Here is a 17,615-nt window from a genome sequence, read left to right as displayed (position 1 = left end):
CACGTTCTTCGAACCTCAAGCCGTCCCCCAAGCCGCCTGAAACATCACCAATCAACCGACCCGCCCCTTGACGAAAGAGATAGGGGCACCCCCCCGCACGCCGGAATGCGCTCAACTGCCCTGACCACTCTCCGTGACCGTTGACAGTCGCTGGAGTCCCCTTCTCGCCATGGCCCGTAGAACGCCGACGGGGAGGGTCCTCTTGGGGTGGATCAGCCCAGGTCAGCATCGGTCCGGCCGGCTGTTTGGACGCCTCCCGGCAAGCAGGTGGAAGGCGGTGAGAAGGGCCCGACCGCCTTCCGCCCTGCAATCACCAACGCTGACGCGTCTGCGCAGGTCAGCGCACTCTCCCCCGCGGCTTCAACGGCACCGCCGGCAGCTCAGGAGCAGGCAGCGGATCCCCGTCGTACCCCTTCACCTCACCGAAGCGCGAGCCCGCCATCCAGTCCTGGCGGGCCTGCACGATCTCTTCCTGCGTCCGCCCGATCCAGTTCCAGAACATGATCAGCTCCTCCTCGAACGGCTCGCCGCCGAGGAGCATCAGGCCGGCGTCCGACTCCGCGCGCAGGGGGAGTTCGGTGCGTCCGCAGCCGAGGTAGAGCATGGAGCCGGGCAGCACCGGCACGCCGTCCACGTGGGTCTCGCCGGACATGGACAGGACCGCGTACTCGAAGTCCGGCTCCAGCGGGAGGCGTACGTCGGCGCCGCGGGTGAGGGACAGGTCGGCGCCGACGATCGGGGTGTACGTCGTGCCGGGTGAGGCGGCGCCGTCGAGGCCGCCCAGGATCAGGGTGGCCCGCAGGCCCGGCGTGGTGACGACCGGCAGTTCGGCGTGGTGTTCGAAGTGCGGGTCGGTGTGGCGGTGGGCGTCCGGGAGGGCGACCCACAGTTGGGCGCCGTGCAGGAAGCGGGCGTGCGACTTCGGGCTCTCCTCGGAGTGGCTGATCGCCCGGCCGGAGGTCATCAGGCCCAGCTCGCGCGGGTGGATCGTCTGGAGGCTGCCGGTGGAGTCCCGGTGCAGCACCTCGCCCTCGTGGAGCCAGCTCACCGTCTGCAGCCCCATGTGCGGGTGCGGCGGCACCTGCATGCCGGACTCGTCCGCGATGTCGTCGGGCCCGTAGTGATCGACGAAGCACCAGGCGCCGACCATGCGCCGGCCCAGGTTGGGCAGCAGGCGACGGACTTCGGTGGATTCGCCGAGCTTGACGCGGCGAGGACTGAGGAGTTCGCGCACGGGCTCCGCCACGACGAAACCACGGCCGCCGCAGACGGCGGGCACCGCCTCGCGATCAAGATTGCTCATGTCGCCCAAACTAGCCCCGCCGGGGCCGCCACGTCAGTCCGTCACCCGGGGCTGTCTCGATGCGCACCGGAAAATAGTAGCCATGTATATAGTATCCATGTACGGTATTCATCATGAGCAAGGGCTCCGAGAACGCCTCACCCGGCTTCCTGGTGTGGCGCCTGTCGACGAAATGGCGGGTCGCGGTCGACCGGGCCATGGCCCCGCTGGGCCTGACCCACGCGCAGTACGCGCTGGTGGCCTCGCTGTACGGCATGCAGCGCCACGGCGAGCGCCCCAGTCAGCGACGCCTCGCCGACCACACCGGGCTGGAACCGCTGTACGTCTCCAAGCTGGCGCGTTCCCTCGAAGCCGCCGGCCTCCTCGAACGCACCCGCGATCCCCGAGACCCGCGCGCGGTGCAGCTGGCACTGACCGAGCCGGGCCAGGAGCGCACCCGGCGGGCGATCGAGGTCGTCCAGGGGCTCCTGGAGCAGCTGCTGGCGCCGCTCGGCGGCCTGGGCAGCGCCCGCACACGGGAGTTCGGACGCGAGTTGGCCGCCTTGCTCGACGCACCTCTCGACCCGTTCACCACGGACAGCGAGTCCGACAAGGAGTAGTCATGACCACCACCACTCCCCCGCTCAACCCCCGAGTCATAGCCCTGGCCCACTACGCGAGCCGAGCGCTTCTGGAGAACGTGCTGGCCCGTCACGGCGCGACCTTCCAGCAGTCCGTCACCCTCCGCCTCGTCGCCGTGGCCGACGGGCCGGTCGAGAGGGACCATCTGGTCGGCGAGGTCGTGGGCGCGCTCAAGATCGACGCCTCGGAGGCGCACTCCGTGGTCGACGAGCTGACCGCCGCGGGGCTGCTGGCCCCGCAGGAGTCGTCCAGGGTGCGGATCACGGACGCCGGACGGGAGTTGTACGACAGGACCGGCGCCGAGACCGCTCCCATCACCGCCCGGGTCTACGCCGGCATCCCCGCGGAGGACCTGGCCGCCACCGGACGGGTGCTCAGCCTCATCACCCAGAGGGCCGACGCCGAGCTCGCGGCCCTGGCCGAGTAGCGCAACACCGGCACGGGAACGCAGTGGAATATTGAACCGGCCTTCTCGGTTGACGGCGCCGAAGGAGGCACGAGTGGACATGACGTACTACGACCACGGGACACCGGCCGAGCGCTGGGAGCGCGCGCGACTGTTCTTCGACGCCAAGGACTACACCGCCGCCGCGCGCGTTCTGGGCACGCTGGTCGATGAGGTGCCGGAGCAGACCGGACTGCGGCTGCTGCTGGCGCGCGCCTACTACCACTCGGCCCAACTGCGGCGCGCGGAGAGCGAGTTGCGGGTCATCGTCGACCGCGACCCGGTCGAGCAGTACGCCCGGCTGATGCTGGGCCGCACCCTTCAGCGGCAGGGGCGGAGCGAGGAGGCGGAGCCGCACATGCGCCTCGCCTCGGCGCTGGCGGGTGACTTCGAGCAGCTCTGAGCGACGCCCCGGCGCCCCCGGGACGAACGGCCCGGCATGGCGTGGGGCCCGGTTCCCCCGGAACCGGGCCCCAAGTCCTTCGCCCCCGCGTTTAGTTCACTTCCGCGGGCGTCCGCTTCCCCCTCCGGTGGGCCACCTCGCCCAGCACCACGTCCACGACGACGAACGCGGCCAGCGAGATGCCGAGGAGCGGAACGAAGTAGCCGAGCACGGCGACGACCGCCACCAGCGGGACCAGGATCTGCGGGGGCACCTGCTGCCAGGCGCCGCGCGGGATGGGCCGGCCGAAGGCGGTGCCGCGTCCGCGCTGCCACCACATGCGGTAGCCCCACACGATCAGCACGATCAGCGAGAGCGCCAGCAGCATCAGGGCGATCTGGTTGACCAGGCCGAAGAGGACCCCGGTGTGCAGGTCGATGCCCCAGCGGGTCAGCTTCGCCAGCACCGGGTAGTCGTCGAACCGCAGCACGTCGGCGACCTCGCCCGTGGACGGGTCGATCGCGACCGAGTCCTGCTTCGTCGGCCAGCTGCGCTGCACCTGCCGCACCACATACGCGGACGACGCGTCGGCGGGCGGCACGATCTCGACGGGGTCGCCCAGGCCCTCGGCGCGCGCGGCAGCCAGGACCTTGTCGAGGCCGACGCCGTGCTCGCCGCTCCCACCCGTGCCGGCGGCGCCGCCGTGACCTCCGTGGTCGCCGCCCGCCGAGGCCGAGACGGACGGGGTGGCCTGGCCGAGGGAGGTGCGCAGTTCGTCGATGTTGGCGCCGGCGTACGCCGACCAGGTCAGGCCGGTCGCGGAGAGGAAGATGAAACCGGCCGCGGCCCAGACGCCGACGGTGCCGTGCAGGCCGAGCGTACGGCGGCGGCCGGTGGTGCCCCGTACCTTGCGCAGGGCGCGGCGGCGGGAGAACCACAGCACCAGGCCGCCGCCCGCGATCACCCACAGCCAGCTGGCCGCCAACTCGCTGTAGAGGCGCCCGTTCTCGCCGAGGTGCAGGTCGCGATGGAACTCGTCGATCCAGGTGCGCAGCGGCAGCGCGCCGGTCGAGCCGTACTGTTCGAGGGCGCCGCGCACCTCGGCGGTGTACGGGTCGACGAACACGGCGAGCGTGTGGTCGGCGGCGACACCCTTGACGCCGGAGAGCATGACGCGGGTCGTCGCGTCGTCCTCCGGGGAGGGCCGTACGGCCGAGAGCGTGCCCTCGGGGTGGGCCTTGCGCGCGGCGGCGACCTGCTGGGATATCGGCAGCTTCTCGTCACCGACCGGGACGGTCAGCTCGTGGGAGTACACGATCCTCTCGGCCTGGAACGCCCCGGCGTACAGGAAGCCGGTGGCCGCGGCGACGAGCAGGAACGGCGCGACGAGTACACCGGCGTAGAAGTGAAGACGCAGGATCAGCGGGCGCAGCGGTGCCCATCTGCGGGGCGACGCCGGGGGATCGGGCTGCGTCGCCTCCTCCGTGGCGGTCGAGGGAGCGGTGGACATCGGCGGCATCTCCGGGGAGTGGACGGGGAGCGGGGACGTTTCTGTCTCTGCTTGGCGGTCCAGTAGTCGGATGAAAGGCCCGTCGAGTTCCAGCCCCGCCAAGTGGCGTACGTCACACAGAAGTCGTCGGGTCACCCGGGCGCCGTGGCATGCTGGCGCGATGGCACTTCCGAGCGATCGCGCACCTCTTGCCGAACAGGTCGAGCAACTCCTGACCGCCGAGGGCCCGTTGCCCATCGTGGCGGCAGGCGACCCGGTGCTCCGGCGCCCCACGGAGCGCTTCGACGGCCAGCTGGACCCCGCCCTGCTGGCCCGCTTCGTCGAGGCCCTCCGGATCACCATGCACGCGGCGCCGGGCGTCGGCCTCGCCGCACCGCAGGTCGGCGTGGGGCTGCGGATCGCGGTGATCGAGGACCCGGCGCCGGTGCCGGAGGAGGTACGGCTGACGCGCGGCCGGGTGCCGCAGCCGTTCCGGGTGCTGGTGAACCCGTCGTACGAAGCGGTGGGTGCCGGCCGTGCCGCGTTCTTCGAGGGATGCCTGAGCGTCCCGGGCTATCAGGCGGTGGTGGCCCGGCCCGCCGAGGTGCGGCTGACCGGCGAGGACGAGCACGGACGTGCGGTCGACGAGGTGTTCACGGGGTGGCCCGCCCGTATCGTGCAGCACGAGACGGACCACCTCGACGGCGTGCTCTACCTGGACCGGGCCGAGCTGCGCTCCCTCTCCTCGAACCAGGCGACGGCCGAGCGCTGGGCGCAGCCGACCCCGGACGAGGCGGCGAAGGCCCTCGGTTTCGAACTGCCGGACTGAGTACGCCGGTTGGTGCCGTACGTCCGTTGTCGTACGTCAGTTGTCGCGGTACGACTCCAGCAGCCTGAGCCACACCTCGCTGATCGTCGGATACGACGGAACGGCGTGCCACAGCCGGCTGATCGGTACCTGCCCGGCGACCGCGATCGTCGCCGAGTGGATGAGTTCGCCGACACCGGGGCCCACGAACGTGACGCCGAGGAGGATCTCGCGCTCCAGGTCGACGACCATGCGGGCGCGGCCGCGGTAGCCGTCGCCGTACAGGGACGCCCCCGAGACCGAGGCGAGGTCGTAGTCCACGGCGCGCACCCGGTGGCCGGCCTGTTCGGCCTCCGCCAGGGAGAGTCCGACGGCGGCGGCCTCGGGGTCGGTGAAGACGACCTGGGGAACGGCGGCGTGGTCGGCGGTGGCGGAGTGGGCGCTCCACGGGTCCGCCTCCAGCAGAGGGACTCCGGAGGCACGGGCGGCGATGGCCGCGCCCGCGATGCGGGCCTGGTACTTGCCCTGGTGGGTGAGGAGGGCACGGTGATTGACGTCGCCCACCGCGTACAGCCACTCGCTGCCGGTGACCCGCAGGCTGTCGTCGACCTCCAGCCAGGAGCCGGGTTCCAGGCCGACCGCGTCCAGGCCGATGTCGTCGGTGCGCGGGGCCCGGCCGGTCGCGAAGAGGATCTCGTCGGCCTCGATCCGGTCACCCCTGTCGGTGACGACCACGACCGTGCCGTTCTCCCTGGTCACCGACTCGACCGAGGTCCCGGTGCGGACGTCGGCACCGGCCTCGGTGAGCGCCTCGGCGATCAGTTCGCCGGCGAAGGGCTCCATCCGGTTCAGCAGGCCCTTGCCGCGGACGAGGAGCGTGACCCGCGAGCCCAGGGCCTGCCAGGCGGTGGCCATCTCGGTGGCGACCACTCCCCCGCCGACCACGACCAGCCGTCCGGGCACGGACTGCGCGCCGGTGGCCTCGCGACTGGTCCACGGCCTGACCTCGGCGAGTCCGGGCAGGCCCGGCAGGACGGCCCGGCTGCCGGTGCAGACGGCGACGGCCTGCCGGGCGGTCAGCACGTGCCGTACGCCGTCGGGGCCGGTCACCTCCAGCGTGCGGGGTCCGGTGAGGCGGCCGTGGCCGCGGTAGAGGTCGGCGCCGATGCCGGTCAGCCACTGGACCTGGCCGTCGTCGTGCCAGTTCGAGGTGAAGTCGTTGCGCCGGGCGAGGACAGCGGCCGCGTCGAGTGGACCCTGGACCGACCGGCTGAGGCCGGGCAGGCGGCGGGCGTCGGCCTGGGCGATGGCCGGGCGCAGGAGCGCCTTGCTGGGCATGCACGCCCAGTACGAGCATTCGCCGCCGACCAGCTCGCTCTCCACGACCGCGGTGGTCAGGCCGGCCGCACGGGTGCGGTCCGCGACGTTCTCCCCGACCGGTCCGGCTCCGAGTACCACGACGTCGTAGGCGTTGGAATCCGTTTCCGTCATGGGGTCAGTCTTACGGGTGGTGTGCGGCGTGGCCACACGGGTACGTGCGCGGAGATACGACGGAATACGCGGCCGTACGGTCGTGTTGTCGCCGACGGCTTCGCCCCCACACCAGGAAGAGGAATTCGCCATGAGCAGCACCGTGGAGCTCACCAAGGAGAACTTCGACGAGACGGTCACGGACAACGAGTTCGTTCTGATCGACTTCTGGGCAGCCTGGTGCGGGCCGTGCCGTCAGTTCGCGCCGGTGTACGAGAAGGCGGCCGAGGAGAACCCTGATCTCGTGTTCGGCAAGGTCGACACGGAGGCGCAGCCGGAGCTGGCCGCCGCCTTCGGCATCCAGTCGATTCCGACGCTGATGATCGTGCGGGACCGTGTGGCCGTGTTCGCGCAGCCGGGGGCCCTGCCCGAGGCCGCCCTGGTGGACGTCATCGGGCAGGCCCGCAAGCTCGACATGGACGAGGTCCGCAAGGCCGTGGCCGCCCAGCAGGAGCAGGCCGAGCAGAACGGCCAGTAGGACCGTGGTCCAGAAGGCCTAGAAGGGGTACGCCGCCACGTCACCACGCACCGTCGTCCAGCGCACGTCGGTGAACGCCTCCAGGTTGGACTCGCCGCCGAACCGGGCGCCGGTACCGGAGGCGGCGATACCGCCGAAGGGCGCGACGGCCTCGTCGTTCACGGTCTGGTCGTTGATGTGCACGATGCCGGTCGGGATGCGCTCGGCCAGGTCGAGGCCCCGCGCGGCGTCCCCGGTGACGATGCCCAGGGAGAGGCCGTAGGAGCTGGCCGCGGCGAGGGCGGCGGCCTCGTCGGCGGTGGCGAAGGGGCGTACGGGCGCGACGGGACCGAATACCTCCTCGGCGTACGCGGGGGTCTGGTCGTCGACGCCGGCGAGCACGGTCGGCCGGTAGAACAGCTGCTCGTGGGTGCCGCCCGCGGCGAGCTTGGCTCCCCGGGACGTACTGGCCTCCACCAGGCCGTGCACCTTGTCCAGCTGGCCCGAGTCGATGAGCGGGCCGAGGTGGACCTCGGCGCGGTGCGGGTCGCCGACGGCGAGGGCGTCGGCCTTGGCCGCGAGGCGCTCGACATACTCCTCGTACAGCGACCGGTGGACCAGGTGACGGCCGGTCGTCATGCAGATCTGGCCCTGGTGGAAGAAGGAGCCCCAGGCGGCCGTGGAGATCACCGCGTCGATGTCGGCGTCCTCCAGCACGATCAGGGCGGAGTTGCCGCCCAACTCCAGGTGCGCGCGCTTGAGATGACGCCCGGCCGCCTCGCCGACGGCCCGGCCCGCCCCCGTGGACCCGGTGAAGGAGATGACGGGCACGCGCGGGTCGGCGACCAGCGCCTGGCCCGCCTCCGGGCCGCCCGGCAGGATGTGCAGCAGCCCCTCGGGCAGTCCCGCCTCGGCGAAGATCGCCGCCAGGGCGAGGCCACCGCAGACAGCGGTGCGCGGGTCCGGCTTCAGGACGACCGCGTTGCCGAGCGCGAGGGCCGGGGCTACGGAGCGGATGGAGAGGATCAGTGGGGCGTTGAACGGGGCGATCACCCCGACGACGCCGACGGGGACCCGGCGCGTGTACGACAGCCGGGGTGCCTCGCTGGGCAGGATGTGCCCGGCCGGGCGGGAGGCGAGTGCGGCGGCCTCGTAGCACTCCTGGGAGGCGACGTGCAGCTCGAAGTCGGCCTTGCCGGGGATCGATCCGGACTCGCGGACGAGCCATTCGCGCAGCTCGTCGGCGTGCGCGGCGAACAGGTCACCGGCCTTGCGCAGCACTGCGGCGCGTACGAAGTGCGGGACGCGCGCCCACTCGCTCTGGGTGGCGCGGGCGGCCTCGGCGGCTGTACCGACGTCCTCGGCGCCGGCCAGGGTGACGGTACCGAGCGTGTCGCCGGTGGCGGGCTCGGTGACGGCGTACTCCCCTGCCGACAGGGAGGTGGACTGCCAGGCCTTCGGGTCGAGCAACGGCATTGCGACTCTCCGTTCGATCACCGGCGGGACTCACACGGGGAGCGGAAGTCCCGAGTAGTGCGCCGCCAGTTCGGCGGCCGCGTGACGGGATGCGGTGATCCGGCGCAGACGTGCGAGCTGCATCCGGTCGTCGAACACATCCCCGTCTGGTTGAGCGTGCAACATCTTAGTCATGTCGTCCGAGAAACGGCTCACCTGCCACACACGTCGAAGACACAACTCGGAGTAGTCATCGAGAAGTTGTGTGCTTCCGGTGCGGTGCAGCTCGATGAAGCCGCGCGCCAGGACCCGTACGTCCGACACGGCGAGGTTGAGGCCCTTGGCGCCTGTCGGCGGGACGATGTGGGCGGCGTCCCCGGCGAGGAACAGCCGCCCGTGGCGCATCGGTTCGTGGACGTAGGCGCGCATCGTCGTCACGGACTTGGCGGTGACGGGTCCGCGGTTCAGGGTCCAGTCCGCGTCGATCGCGAAGCGGGCGGCGAGTTCGTCCCAGACGCGCTCGTCGGGCCAGTCGCCCGGGTCGGTACCGTTCGGGACCTGGAGGTAGAGCCGGGAGACCGACGGTGAGCGCATGCTGTGCAGCGCGAAGCCGCGTTCACCCCGCGCGTAGACCAACTCGTCGCAGGACGGCGGCACTTCGGCCATGATGCCGAGCCAGGAGTACGGATAGTCGCGCGCGTAGGAGCGGGCGATCCCGGCCGGGAAGGCGTCACGGGAGATGCCGTGGAAGCCGTCGCAGCCGGCGACCCAGTCACAGGTCAGCGTCTGCTCACGGCCCTCGTGCCGAAACCGTACGACGGGCCTGTCGCTCTCCGGATTCCCGACGGCGAGCGCCTGGGCCTCGAACAACAGCGGTGGGCCCTCGCCGAGTTGCAGCGCGACGAGGTCCTTCACGATCTCGGTCTGGGCGTAGATCGTCACCGTACGGCCGCCGGTGAGGGCGGGGAAGTCGATGTGGTGGCGCTCCCGGCCGAAGCGCAGCTCGATGCCCTGGTGCACCAGCCCCTCGGCCGTCAGCCGCTCTGCGGCGCCGGCCTCGCGCAACGCGTCGACCGTGCCCTGCTCCAGCATTCCGGCCCGCTGACGCTGTTCGACGTACTCCCGCGTCCGGGCCTCCAGGACCACGCAGTCGACGCCCGCACGGTGCAGCAGGCGCGCGAGGAGCAGTCCGGCGGGGCCGCCGCCGATGATGCCGACCGTCGTGCGCATTCCCACGCCTCCCTGGCTTCGACGGTACATCGGGCGGACTCGCCGGGGCCTGTCGGACGCCGCGGGACGGCCGGGAAGCGTCGACAGGCCCCGAGCCCTCAGCTGGACCCGCGGTGCACCACCGTCGCGCCCAGCACCTTGTGCGTCTCGGGTGCGGCGCCGGGGTCGCGCACCGCGCGGTCGACCAGCTCCGCGAGGTCGCGGCCGGAGGGCAGTTCGATGTGGACCGTGCTCAGCCTGGGCCGCAGCAGCCGTCCCAGCATCAGGTCGTCGGCGCCGATGAGCGCCGTGTCGTCGGGGACGCGGACGCCCTGGTCCTGGAGGGCGCGCATGAGCAGCATCGCGTACTCGTCGTTGTAGGCGAACACGGCGTCGAGACCGAGGTCGCGCCAGCGGGCGGCGAGCCGTGCGGCGGACTCCTCCTCGTAGGCGAGGGGCAGCTCGGTCAGGGTGGCGTCCGTGCCGTGCAGGGCGCGGCGTACCCCTTCGAGGCGGGGCGTGGAGAAGTCGTCCAGACGGTCCTCCTCGGGCACGACGACGCCGATCCGGCGCCGGCCGCGGGCGTAGAGGTGGCTGCCCGCGCAGTGCCCCACCGCCTCGTAGTCCATCAGCAGGGCGTGGGCGCCCTCGACGGACTCGGGGCCGAGCGAGACCACGGCCCGGGCGCCGGAGCGCTTGAGCACCGTCACGCCCTTCGGGCCGAGGCCGGAGCCGGACACCAGGACGGCGACGGGACGCAGCTCGGCCCAGGCGCGGGCCGCCTCGTCGCCGTGCAGGCCGACGCTGCCGTGCTGCACGACGGTGTAGTCGAGGCGGCCGAGCGCCAGCTGGAGGTCGCCGAGGAAGCGGCTGTAGAGCGGGCCGACGGGGAAGCTCGGGGCGGGCATCAGGACCATGCGGCTGTGCCCGGCGCGCAGGCTGCGGGCCGCCGCGTGCGGGACGTACCCGAGTTCCTTCGCGGCCTCGTGCACGCGGCGGCGGGTGGGCTCGCTGATCCGGACGGCGCTGGTCTTGTTGAGGACGTAGGAGACGGTCGCGCGCGAGACGCCGGCCAGGCGGGCCACATCGGCGCTCGTGGGTACCGAGCGCGATGCGGAGGAAGCGGGCGCGGGCGTTTTCGGTATCTGCACCATGACGTACGGCATCTTCGCAGAAGCTGTGAGTGAGGTTCAGGTGAGGGTCCTCGCCCGTTCACGCCCCGGCGTGGGCCCCGCTCAGGCCGCTGCGCGCGTCACGCGGCCGACCAGGTCGAGCCAGCCCTTCTCCAGCCGCTCCATGGGCATGCCGCACTGCCTGGTCAGGTGGTTGATCAGGGCGGGGTCGAGGTACGCCATGAGCGTCTGGGCGAGGAGATCGCAGTCGGCGTCCGGCAGGCTCTGCCGCAGGAGCACCGTGACGTGTGTGTGGAGGGCCCGGACCGAGGGGTGGGAGTAGCGCCGGGTCGGGTCCGGCTGGGCGGCGAGCTGCAGGTCCAGCTGCTCGGCCGTGCGGTACAGCACCGCCACGCCGAACGCCCGCAGTCGCTCGACCGGGGGCGCCCCGGGACCCAGCGGCGGCGGCCCGCCGAGGAAGTCGGCCTGGAGCTTCCTCGCGGAGTGGTCCAGCAACGCCGTCAGCAGTCCGGTGCGGTCGCCGAAGCGACGGAAGACCGTCCCCTTGCCCACCCCGGCCTCCGCGGCCACCGCTTCCATGGTGACCCCGGCCGCGCCGTGCTCCGCGATCAGCCGGGTGGCGGCCTCCAGCAGCCGGGCCCGGTTGCGGGCCGCGTCGGCGCGCAGGCAGGGCTCGTCGGCGGCGGAACCGACCTCCAGCAGCCGGGGCTCGTCGACGGGCCCCTGGGGCTGGGGGAAGGGCGGCAGAAGGGCGGACATGAACCCAGCGTAAAGCATCGGGAATGAAACTGGACCTCGGTCCGGTTAGGATGCTAGAACTTAAACGGACCCCGGTCCGGATTGTCACGGCAGTGTTTCAGCATCTTGGAGTTCGCATGTCTGTTCGCATCCTCGCACTCGTCGGCAGCCTTCGCGCCGGTTCGCACAACCGTCAGCTGGCCGAGGCGGCCGTCAAGCTCGCTCCTGAGGGCGCCGACGTCGTGCTCTTCGAGGGCCTGGCCGACATCCCCTTCTACAACGAGGACATCGACGTCGAGGGCAGCGTCCCGGCCGCCGCAGCCGAGCTGCGCGAGGCCGCGCAGGCCGCCGACGGCTTCCTCTTCTTCTCGCCCGAGTACAACGGCACCATCCCGGCCGTGCTGAAGAACGCCATCGACTGGCTGTCCCGCCCGTACGGCGCCGGGGCCTTCGGCGGCAAGCCGGTCGCCGTGGTCGGCACCGCCTTCGGCCAGTACGGCGGCGTGTGGGCGCAGGACGAGACCCGCAAGGCCGTGGGCATCGCCGGCGGCAAGGTGCTGGAGGACGTCAAGCTGTCCATCCCCGGCTCGCTGACCCGTTTCGCCGAGACCCACCCGTCCGACGACGCCGAGGTCGCCGCGCAGCTGACCGAGGTCGTCGCGCGCGTCCACGGGCACGCGGGCGAGGCCGTCGCGGCCTGACCCGACCCGAGGTCCTCAGCAGGGGCCGGAGCCGAGCGCTCCGGCCCCTCTTCGCGTGTCCGGCCACCGCCGGTCACGCCACCGCCGTCGGCGCCAGCTCCCGCAGCTCCTCCAGCGCCGCCGCCACCGCCGGGCGCTCCCGGCAGCCCCGGCGCGTGCAGGTGAGCACCTTGCGGTGCGGGTCGCCCGCGCAGCGGACCCGGGTGATCGGCAGGTGCGGCGTCAGCTGGGCCAGCCTCGGGATCAGGGCGACGCCGAGCCGGTGGGCGACCAGGTGGGCGGTGACGTTCCAGTCCAGGGCGTGGTGGATCACGTCGGGAGTGAACCCGGCCGCCCCGCAGGCCGACATCACATGCGGACGGCAGGGGCTGTCCGGCACCGGCGCGATCCAGTCCTCGTGCGCCGCCTCCGCGAGGTCGACGCGCCCGCGCGCGGCCAGCGGATGGTCGTCGGGGACGACGAGGTCGTACGGGTCGTCCAGCAGCGGCTGCTGGTCGAAGCGCGCGTCGCCCAGCGGGGGGTTGAGCGGGGTGACCTCCACCACGGCCAGGTCGACCTGCCCCTCGAAGAGCTGGTCGAAGCTCTCCGGCACCCCCGTCTCCTGAATCCGTACGGTCAGCCGCGGATGCCGCTCCCGCAGCCGTACGGCCATCGGCGCCAGCAGCACCGAGACGGCCATCGGAAAACCGCTGACGCGCAGGTGCCCGGCGGGGGCGCTGTACTCGGCGCGCAGGTCGAGTTCGGCCGCCTCCCAGCGCTCCGCGATCGCGTCGGCGTGCGCGAGCAGGCTCTCCGCGGCCGCGGTCAGACGCACCCCGCGCCCCTGCGGTTCGAGGAGATCGACGCCCAGGTCACGGGCGAGCTGGCGGATCTGCTGGGAGGCGGCGGACGGGGTGAAGTGCAGGGCGCGAGCGGCCGCGGTCACCGTGCCGTAGTGCGCCACGGCCCTCAGCACATGCAGTCGGCGCAGGTCAATCATGAAGCCCACGCTTCAAGGTGGCGTCCGGAAAGTCAACCTGGACGTGCAAGAAGGCGCACCGCACCCTTGGTGGTGTCGCGACGATCAACCAGCACGACCAGCCGCCGAAGGACGAGGAGTCGCCATGACCAGCACGACCGGCACCGTCTGCCCGCACTGCGGGTGGCCCGACGGGGCCGAGCCCTACCAGCTGGTGTCCCGGCACACCACGGCGACGGGCAGCACGGTGTGGACACGGTGCGCCTGCGGTTCGCTGCAGGTGCGCAGCGTGGACGCCCGCGGCATGCGCGTCGTCTCCCGCAGCCGGCCCTCCGGGGCGCCCGCGGGGAGTCCGACGGACTCGCCCTGCCGGTGACCCGGCGAACGGGTCGTCACACCGCCGGGAAGGCGCCCCCGCCCGCTACGCGGCGCCTTCCGCCTCGGCCTGCTCCTTCGCCCGCTCCAGCTCCTGCTTCTTCGAAGCGCGCAGGCTGGTCAGCGTCGTGACCGCCAGGACCAGCACGATGAAGCCGAGCGAGAAGGGGATGCTGATCTCGGGGACGTGGACGCCGGACTCGTGCAGTGCGTGCAGGACGAGCTTGACGCCGATGAAGCCGAGGATGATCGACAGGCCGTAGCTGAGGTGGACCAGCTTCTTCAGCAGGCCGCCGATGAGGAAGTACAGCTGCCTGAGGCCCATCAGGGCGAAGGCGTTGGCGGTGAAGACGATGTACGGGTCCTGGGTCAGCCCGTAGATGGCCGGGATGGAGTCGAGGGCGAAGAGGACGTCCGTGGAGCCGATCGCGAGCATCACGACCAGCATCGGCGTCATGATCCGCTTGCCGTTCTCGGTGATGAACAGCTTGGTGCCGTGGTAGCGGTCGGCCACGCCGAACCGTTCCTCCGCCATCTTCAGCAGCTTGTTCTCCTTGTACTCCTCCTCGTGCTCCTCCTTGCGGGCGTCCTGGACGAGCTTCCAGGCGGTCCAGATCAGGAAGGCGCCGAAGAGGTAGAACACCCAGGAGAACGTGGAGATGATCGCCGCGCCGGCCGCGATGAACCCGGCACGCAGCACGAGGGCCATGATCACGCCGACCATCAGGACGCGCTGCTGGTACTGCGAGGGGACCGCGAACTTCCCCATGATCAGGACGAAGACGAAGAGGTTGTCGACGCTGAGCGACTTCTCGGTGATGTACCCGGCGAAGAACTCGCCCGTGGGCCCGCCGCCGCCGTAGAAGTACAGGCCGACGCCGAACAGACAGGCAAGGACGATCCAGACGATCGTCCACGTCCCCGCCTCCCGGATGGAGACGTCGTGGGGTTTGCGACCGATGAAGAAGTCCACGGCGACGAGCGCGCACAGGGCCACTACGGTCAGCAGCCAGACAGAGAGGGAGACGTTCACGGATAGTACTCCTGGTGCAGGTGGGGCGTAGAAAGCGTTGTCTTCGCCGGTCATCCCTTCCACCCACAACCGGTGAACAACAGGCCAAGGCCTGGCAAACTCCGGGTCACCCGTCTCCCACCCGCCGGACGGCGGGCAGGTTCCGCCGAACGGCGGCCCCCGGGGCGAGGCCGCCCCGCAGATCATGGCCACAGAGCCGCCGCGCACTCAGGTGCCCCGTGTGAGGAGAAGCCATGACCCAGGTCCCGCCGCAGGTCCCGCCGCCGTTCGACCCCGAGCTCGCCGCCGCTCTGGAGCTCATCAGGGACGTGATCTCGCCCGGCCTGACGATGGACGAGATAGCCGACGTCCGCCAGGGCGCGGGAATCCAGATGCTGGCCGAGCTCGACCTGACCCTGGACGGCTTCTTCGAGGTCGAGGACCGGGCGGTGCCGGGCCCGGCGGGCGCCCCCGAGATCTCCCTGCTGATCTGCCGGCCCGCCGCCCCCGCGACCGCGGGCCCACGGCCCGTGATCTACCACGTCCACGGCGGCGGGATGGTCCTCGGCAACAACCGCGTCGGCGTCGACGCCGCCCTGGACTGGGCGAAGGAACTGGACGCGGTCGTGGTGTCCGTGGAGTACCGGCTCGCACCCGAGCACCCGCACCCGGCGCCCGTCGAGGACGTGTACGCCGGCCTGGAGTGGACGGCGAAGCACGCCGCCGAGCTCGACGGCGACCCGCAGCGGATCGTCGTCGCCGGTGCCAGCGCCGGTGGCGGGCTGTCCGCGGCGCTGGCCCTGCTGACCCGGGACCGCGGAGGCCCCGAGCTGATCGGCCAGCTGCTGATGTGCCCGATGCTGGACGACCGCAACGACAGCCCGTCCACCTACCAGATGGCGGGCCTGGGCGTCTGGGACCGTACGGCGAACGAGACGGGCTGGACGGCGTTGCTCGGAGAGCGCCGCGGCGGGCCCGACGTCCCCGCGTACGCGGCGCCGGCCCGTGCCGAGGACCTGTCCGGGCTGCCCCCGGCCTTCCTGGACGTCGGCTCCGCGGAGACCTTCCGTGACGAGGTCGTCGCCTATGCCTCCCGGATCTGGCAGGCGGGCGGGGTGGCCGAGCTGCATGTGTGGCCGGGCGGCTTCCACGGGTTCGACGGGTTCGCTCCGCAGGCGGCGCTGTCGCAGGTCTGCCGGGGCGCGCATCTGGCGTGGCTGAGGCGGTTGTTGAGCCGGTGAGGGCGCGTCGCGCCTGATCCTCCGCGGCGTTGCGCGGCGCTGGGGGCGCGGGCCGACCTCCGTTGCCGCGCCTCCGGTGAGCTGCGGGCCCCGGCGCATCGCGCACGGGGTGCGGCTGCCGCACGGCCCTCCCCGCCGCTTGACCGCATACCGCACCATGGGCCTATGAAAGAGCTGGCCGGACGCCTGACCGCGCTCGACCCGGACGCCGGGGCCGCCGTTCGTGTCATCGCCTACTTCGACCGGCTCGCCGAGTCCCGGGCCGGACTGGAGGCGCTGGTGCGCGGTGCCGCCGTGCTGGCCGGGGTGCCGGCCCGGCTGGTGGACGCGGACCGGCGGGTGCGGGTGCGGGTCGAGGCCGACGGGACGCGCCGGGACAGCGCCCTGCCGCCGGACCCCGCCTGGCCGTCCGCCCCGCTGACGCCGGGCGGCGCTCACGCGCTGTGGCTGGAGCGGGCTCAGGAGGCGGAGCCCAGCGTGGTCGACGCGGTGATCCTGGAGCGGGCCGCGGGCGCGGTACGGCTCGTTCTCGACCGGACTCGCGGGCGGGCGCCGGCCGATGATCCCGCGCTGGTCGAGACCGTCCTCGACGCGACGGCTCCGGAGGCGGCTCGCCTGCACGCGGCCCGTCGGCTGGGGCTCGACCCCGCCGCGCCGGCCCGCGTCCTGGCCCCGCTCGACGGCCGGCCCAGGATCGTCCCCGCCGACGGGGACGCCGAGCCGCCCGTCGGCCGGGTGGGCGTGGGGCCCGCCGTACCACCGCTCCAGCTGCCGCGCTCCTGGTCGCAGGCGCGCGTCGCGCTCCGGTTCACCGCCGAGGGCACCGCGCAGGACCCCGGTCCCGGCGTCGTCCACGCCGACGAACTCGGCGATGTCGCACTCCTCGCCGACCTCGTCGTACCGGGCGCCGAGCCGCCGCCCGACGTCCAGGCCCTGGAGACTGCCGCGGCAGCCGCGCCCTGGCTGCTCGCCACGCTGCACGCCGTCGCCACGACGGTGAGCCTGCGGGCGGCAGCGGCCGAGATCAACGTCCACCACTCCACACTCCAGGAGCGGCTCGCACACGCCGAGCACCTGCTGGGCTGGCCGCTGCGCACTCCGCAGGGACGGTTCAGGCTGGGCCTGGCGCTGGCGATGCGGCATCTGGCACGGAATCAGCACGACCGGTAACGGGAGTCATTGCTTGCACGCGCACGATATGCGCGACCGCCGGAAATTTCACGCATGGCCTATCCTGGACGTCACTCACCTCGGGACAGGAGACCGGCGCCATGACCGCCACAGATCCCGCGCTCACCGCGCTCGCCCAGGGCTGGTGCGCCCTCTCCCTGCTGCACGGCAGGATCGAGGCGCACATCGAGCGCGCCCTCCAGAGCGGGCACGACCTCAGCGTGCGCGAGTACTCCCTGCTCGACGTCCTCAGCCGCCAGCACAGCGGCGAAGGCGGCCACCTGCAGATGAAGCAGGTCGCCGACGCCGTCGTCCTCAGCCAGAGCGCCACCACCCGACTCGTCACCCGCCTGGAAGACCGCGGCCTGCTCTCCCGCTACCTCTGCCCCACCGACCGCCGCGGCATCTACACCGACGTCACCGACACCGGACTCGAACTCCTCGAACAGGCACGCCCCACCAACGACACAGCCCTGCGCCAGGCCCTCGACGAAGCCGCCAAGAACCCCGAACTCGCCCCGCTGGTCAGGGCGGTGGAAACGCTCCGCGTGCCGGTCTGACCCCGCCCCACGGATCGGCGAACGCGCA

General features: G+C 72.1%; 19 protein-coding genes. 10 read left to right on the top strand and 9 right to left on the bottom strand.

Annotated elements, in window-relative coordinates; genetic code table 11:
- Nucleotides 1-337: 337 nt before the first annotated feature.
- Nucleotides 338-1,303 carry a pirin family protein gene (locus ACFU95_RS44985; RefSeq protein WP_383841616.1) on the bottom strand — a complete coding sequence of 322 codons (966 nt, stop codon included), beginning with the start codon at nt 1,301-1,303 and terminating at the stop codon, nt 338-340.
- 113 nt (nt 1,304-1,416) lie between these two features.
- On the opposite strand from ACFU95_RS44985, the gene ACFU95_RS44980 reads away from it, so the two are divergent.
- From ACFU95_RS44980 to ACFU95_RS44970, 3 genes are all read left to right on the top strand, one after another.
- Entirely contained in the window at nt 1,417-1,902 is a 486-nt protein-coding gene (locus ACFU95_RS44980) for a MarR family winged helix-turn-helix transcriptional regulator (protein ID WP_383841613.1), read from the top strand.
- A gap of 2 nt (nt 1,903-1,904) precedes the next feature.
- Nucleotides 1,905-2,351, top strand: a complete 447-nt coding sequence (locus ACFU95_RS44975) for a MarR family winged helix-turn-helix transcriptional regulator (RefSeq protein ID WP_383841610.1) — start codon at nt 1,905-1,907, stop codon at nt 2,349-2,351.
- Nucleotides 2,352-2,424: 73 nt separating this feature from the next.
- Complete coding sequence (locus tag ACFU95_RS44970) at nt 2,425-2,772, top strand: tetratricopeptide repeat protein (RefSeq protein WP_383841607.1); 348 nt, start codon at nt 2,425-2,427, stop codon at nt 2,770-2,772.
- Between the two features lie 91 nt (nt 2,773-2,863).
- On the opposite strand, the gene ACFU95_RS44965 is transcribed toward ACFU95_RS44970, so the two are convergent.
- Nucleotides 2,864-4,261: a PepSY-associated TM helix domain-containing protein gene (locus tag ACFU95_RS44965; RefSeq protein ID WP_383841604.1), complete on the bottom strand. Its 1,398-nt coding sequence runs from the start codon at nt 4,259-4,261 to the stop codon at nt 2,864-2,866.
- A 160-nt stretch (nt 4,262-4,421) separates the two neighbouring features.
- On the opposite strand from ACFU95_RS44965, the gene ACFU95_RS44960 reads away from it, so the two are divergent.
- Nucleotides 4,422-5,069 carry a peptide deformylase gene (locus tag ACFU95_RS44960; RefSeq protein WP_383841601.1) on the top strand — a complete coding sequence of 216 codons (648 nt, stop codon included), beginning with the start codon at nt 4,422-4,424 and terminating at the stop codon, nt 5,067-5,069.
- Between the two features lie 36 nt (nt 5,070-5,105).
- Here the strand turns inward: ACFU95_RS44960 and ACFU95_RS44955 are convergent, their stop codons facing one another.
- Nucleotides 5,106-6,539 carry a dihydrolipoyl dehydrogenase family protein gene (locus ACFU95_RS44955; RefSeq protein WP_383841598.1) on the bottom strand — a complete coding sequence of 478 codons (1,434 nt, stop codon included), beginning with the start codon at nt 6,537-6,539 and terminating at the stop codon, nt 5,106-5,108.
- A 130-nt stretch (nt 6,540-6,669) separates the two neighbouring features.
- On the opposite strand from ACFU95_RS44955, the gene trxA reads away from it, so the two are divergent.
- Entirely contained in the window at nt 6,670-7,056 is a 387-nt protein-coding gene (gene trxA / locus ACFU95_RS44950; RefSeq protein WP_383841595.1) for a thioredoxin, read from the top strand.
- 18 nt (nt 7,057-7,074) lie between these two features.
- On the opposite strand, the gene ACFU95_RS44945 is transcribed toward trxA, so the two are convergent.
- The 4 genes from ACFU95_RS44945 to ACFU95_RS44930 all read right to left on the bottom strand — a co-directional run bounded on the left by ACFU95_RS44945 (nt 7,075) and on the right by ACFU95_RS44930 (nt 11,609).
- Complete coding sequence (locus ACFU95_RS44945) at nt 7,075-8,511, bottom strand: benzaldehyde dehydrogenase (protein ID WP_383841592.1); 1,437 nt, start codon at nt 8,509-8,511, stop codon at nt 7,075-7,077.
- Between the two features lie 30 nt (nt 8,512-8,541).
- A complete protein-coding gene (locus ACFU95_RS44940) occupies nt 8,542-9,720 on the bottom strand; it encodes a 4-hydroxybenzoate 3-monooxygenase (protein WP_383841589.1) in 1,179 nt (392 codons plus the stop codon).
- A 98-nt stretch (nt 9,721-9,818) separates the two neighbouring features.
- A complete protein-coding gene (locus ACFU95_RS44935; RefSeq protein WP_383841586.1) occupies nt 9,819-10,865 on the bottom strand; it encodes a LacI family DNA-binding transcriptional regulator in 1,047 nt (348 codons plus the stop codon).
- Nucleotides 10,866-10,934: 69 nt separating this feature from the next.
- Nucleotides 10,935-11,609: a TetR/AcrR family transcriptional regulator gene (locus ACFU95_RS44930; RefSeq protein WP_383841583.1), complete on the bottom strand. Its 675-nt coding sequence runs from the start codon at nt 11,607-11,609 to the stop codon at nt 10,935-10,937.
- A gap of 98 nt (nt 11,610-11,707) precedes the next feature.
- Here ACFU95_RS44930 and ACFU95_RS44925 point away from each other — a divergent pair, with 98 nt between their 5' ends.
- Nucleotides 11,708-12,271 (top strand): NAD(P)H-dependent oxidoreductase, encoded by a 564-nt coding sequence (locus ACFU95_RS44925; protein WP_383841580.1) that lies wholly within the window; start codon nt 11,708-11,710, stop codon nt 12,269-12,271.
- Nucleotides 12,272-12,344: 73 nt separating this feature from the next.
- On the opposite strand, the gene ACFU95_RS44920 is transcribed toward ACFU95_RS44925, so the two are convergent.
- Nucleotides 12,345-13,250 (bottom strand): LysR family transcriptional regulator, encoded by a 906-nt coding sequence (locus ACFU95_RS44920; protein ID WP_383841577.1) that lies wholly within the window; start codon nt 13,248-13,250, stop codon nt 12,345-12,347.
- Between the two features lie 124 nt (nt 13,251-13,374).
- Here ACFU95_RS44920 and ACFU95_RS44915 point away from each other — a divergent pair, with 124 nt between their 5' ends.
- On the top strand, nt 13,375-13,605 hold the full coding sequence (locus ACFU95_RS44915) for a hypothetical protein (protein ID WP_383841573.1): 231 nt from the start codon (nt 13,375-13,377) through the stop codon (nt 13,603-13,605).
- A gap of 45 nt (nt 13,606-13,650) precedes the next feature.
- On the opposite strand, the gene ACFU95_RS44910 is transcribed toward ACFU95_RS44915, so the two are convergent.
- A complete protein-coding gene (locus ACFU95_RS44910) occupies nt 13,651-14,637 on the bottom strand; it encodes a TerC family protein (RefSeq protein WP_383841571.1) in 987 nt (328 codons plus the stop codon).
- 233 nt (nt 14,638-14,870) lie between these two features.
- Here ACFU95_RS44910 and ACFU95_RS44905 point away from each other — a divergent pair, with 233 nt between their 5' ends.
- The 3 genes from ACFU95_RS44905 (at nt 14,871) to ACFU95_RS44895 (ending at nt 17,587) form a co-directional block, all read left to right on the top strand.
- Complete coding sequence (locus ACFU95_RS44905; protein WP_383841568.1) at nt 14,871-15,857, top strand: alpha/beta hydrolase; 987 nt, start codon at nt 14,871-14,873, stop codon at nt 15,855-15,857.
- A gap of 165 nt (nt 15,858-16,022) precedes the next feature.
- Nucleotides 16,023-17,027 carry a helix-turn-helix domain-containing protein gene (locus ACFU95_RS44900; protein ID WP_383841565.1) on the top strand — a complete coding sequence of 335 codons (1,005 nt, stop codon included), beginning with the start codon at nt 16,023-16,025 and terminating at the stop codon, nt 17,025-17,027.
- Nucleotides 17,028-17,128: 101 nt separating this feature from the next.
- Nucleotides 17,129-17,587 carry a MarR family winged helix-turn-helix transcriptional regulator gene (locus ACFU95_RS44895; protein ID WP_383841562.1) on the top strand — a complete coding sequence of 153 codons (459 nt, stop codon included), beginning with the start codon at nt 17,129-17,131 and terminating at the stop codon, nt 17,585-17,587.
- The last annotated feature ends 28 nt before the right edge of the window (nt 17,588-17,615 follow it).

Origin of the sequence: Streptomyces sp. NPDC057623, from assembly GCF_042800355.1 — a bacterium.
Taxonomy (GTDB): domain Bacteria; phylum Actinomycetota; class Actinomycetes; order Streptomycetales; family Streptomycetaceae; genus Streptomyces.
This window is presented reverse-complemented; position numbering and strand designations above follow the sequence as displayed.

Coding starts and splice junctions, on each gene's coding strand:
- ACFU95_RS44985 (WP_383841616.1), bottom strand. CDS start 1,303: ATGAGCAATCTTGATCGCGAGGCGGTGCCCGCCGTCTGCGGCGGCCGT.
- ACFU95_RS44980 (WP_383841613.1), top strand. CDS start 1,417: ATGAGCAAGGGCTCCGAGAACGCCTCACCCGGCTTCCTGGTGTGGCGC.
- ACFU95_RS44975 (WP_383841610.1), top strand. CDS start 1,905: ATGACCACCACCACTCCCCCGCTCAACCCCCGAGTCATAGCCCTGGCC.
- ACFU95_RS44965 (WP_383841604.1), bottom strand. CDS start 4,261: ATGTCCACCGCTCCCTCGACCGCCACGGAGGAGGCGACGCAGCCCGAT.
- ACFU95_RS44960 (WP_383841601.1), top strand. CDS start 4,422: ATGGCACTTCCGAGCGATCGCGCACCTCTTGCCGAACAGGTCGAGCAA.
- ACFU95_RS44955 (WP_383841598.1), bottom strand. CDS start 6,539: ATGACGGAAACGGATTCCAACGCCTACGACGTCGTGGTACTCGGAGCC.
- trxA (WP_383841595.1), top strand. CDS start 6,670: ATGAGCAGCACCGTGGAGCTCACCAAGGAGAACTTCGACGAGACGGTC.
- ACFU95_RS44945 (WP_383841592.1), bottom strand. CDS start 8,511: ATGCCGTTGCTCGACCCGAAGGCCTGGCAGTCCACCTCCCTGTCGGCA.
- ACFU95_RS44940 (WP_383841589.1), bottom strand. CDS start 9,720: ATGCGCACGACGGTCGGCATCATCGGCGGCGGCCCCGCCGGACTGCTC.
- ACFU95_RS44935 (WP_383841586.1), bottom strand. CDS start 10,865: ATGCCGTACGTCATGGTGCAGATACCGAAAACGCCCGCGCCCGCTTCC.
- ACFU95_RS44930 (WP_383841583.1), bottom strand. CDS start 11,609: ATGCTTTACGCTGGGTTCATGTCCGCCCTTCTGCCGCCCTTCCCCCAG.
- ACFU95_RS44925 (WP_383841580.1), top strand. CDS start 11,708: ATGTCTGTTCGCATCCTCGCACTCGTCGGCAGCCTTCGCGCCGGTTCG.
- ACFU95_RS44920 (WP_383841577.1), bottom strand. CDS start 13,250: ATGATTGACCTGCGCCGACTGCATGTGCTGAGGGCCGTGGCGCACTAC.
- ACFU95_RS44915 (WP_383841573.1), top strand. CDS start 13,375: ATGACCAGCACGACCGGCACCGTCTGCCCGCACTGCGGGTGGCCCGAC.
- ACFU95_RS44905 (WP_383841568.1), top strand. CDS start 14,871: ATGACCCAGGTCCCGCCGCAGGTCCCGCCGCCGTTCGACCCCGAGCTC.
- ACFU95_RS44900 (WP_383841565.1), top strand. CDS start 16,023: ATGAAAGAGCTGGCCGGACGCCTGACCGCGCTCGACCCGGACGCCGGG.
- ACFU95_RS44895 (WP_383841562.1), top strand. CDS start 17,129: ATGACCGCCACAGATCCCGCGCTCACCGCGCTCGCCCAGGGCTGGTGC.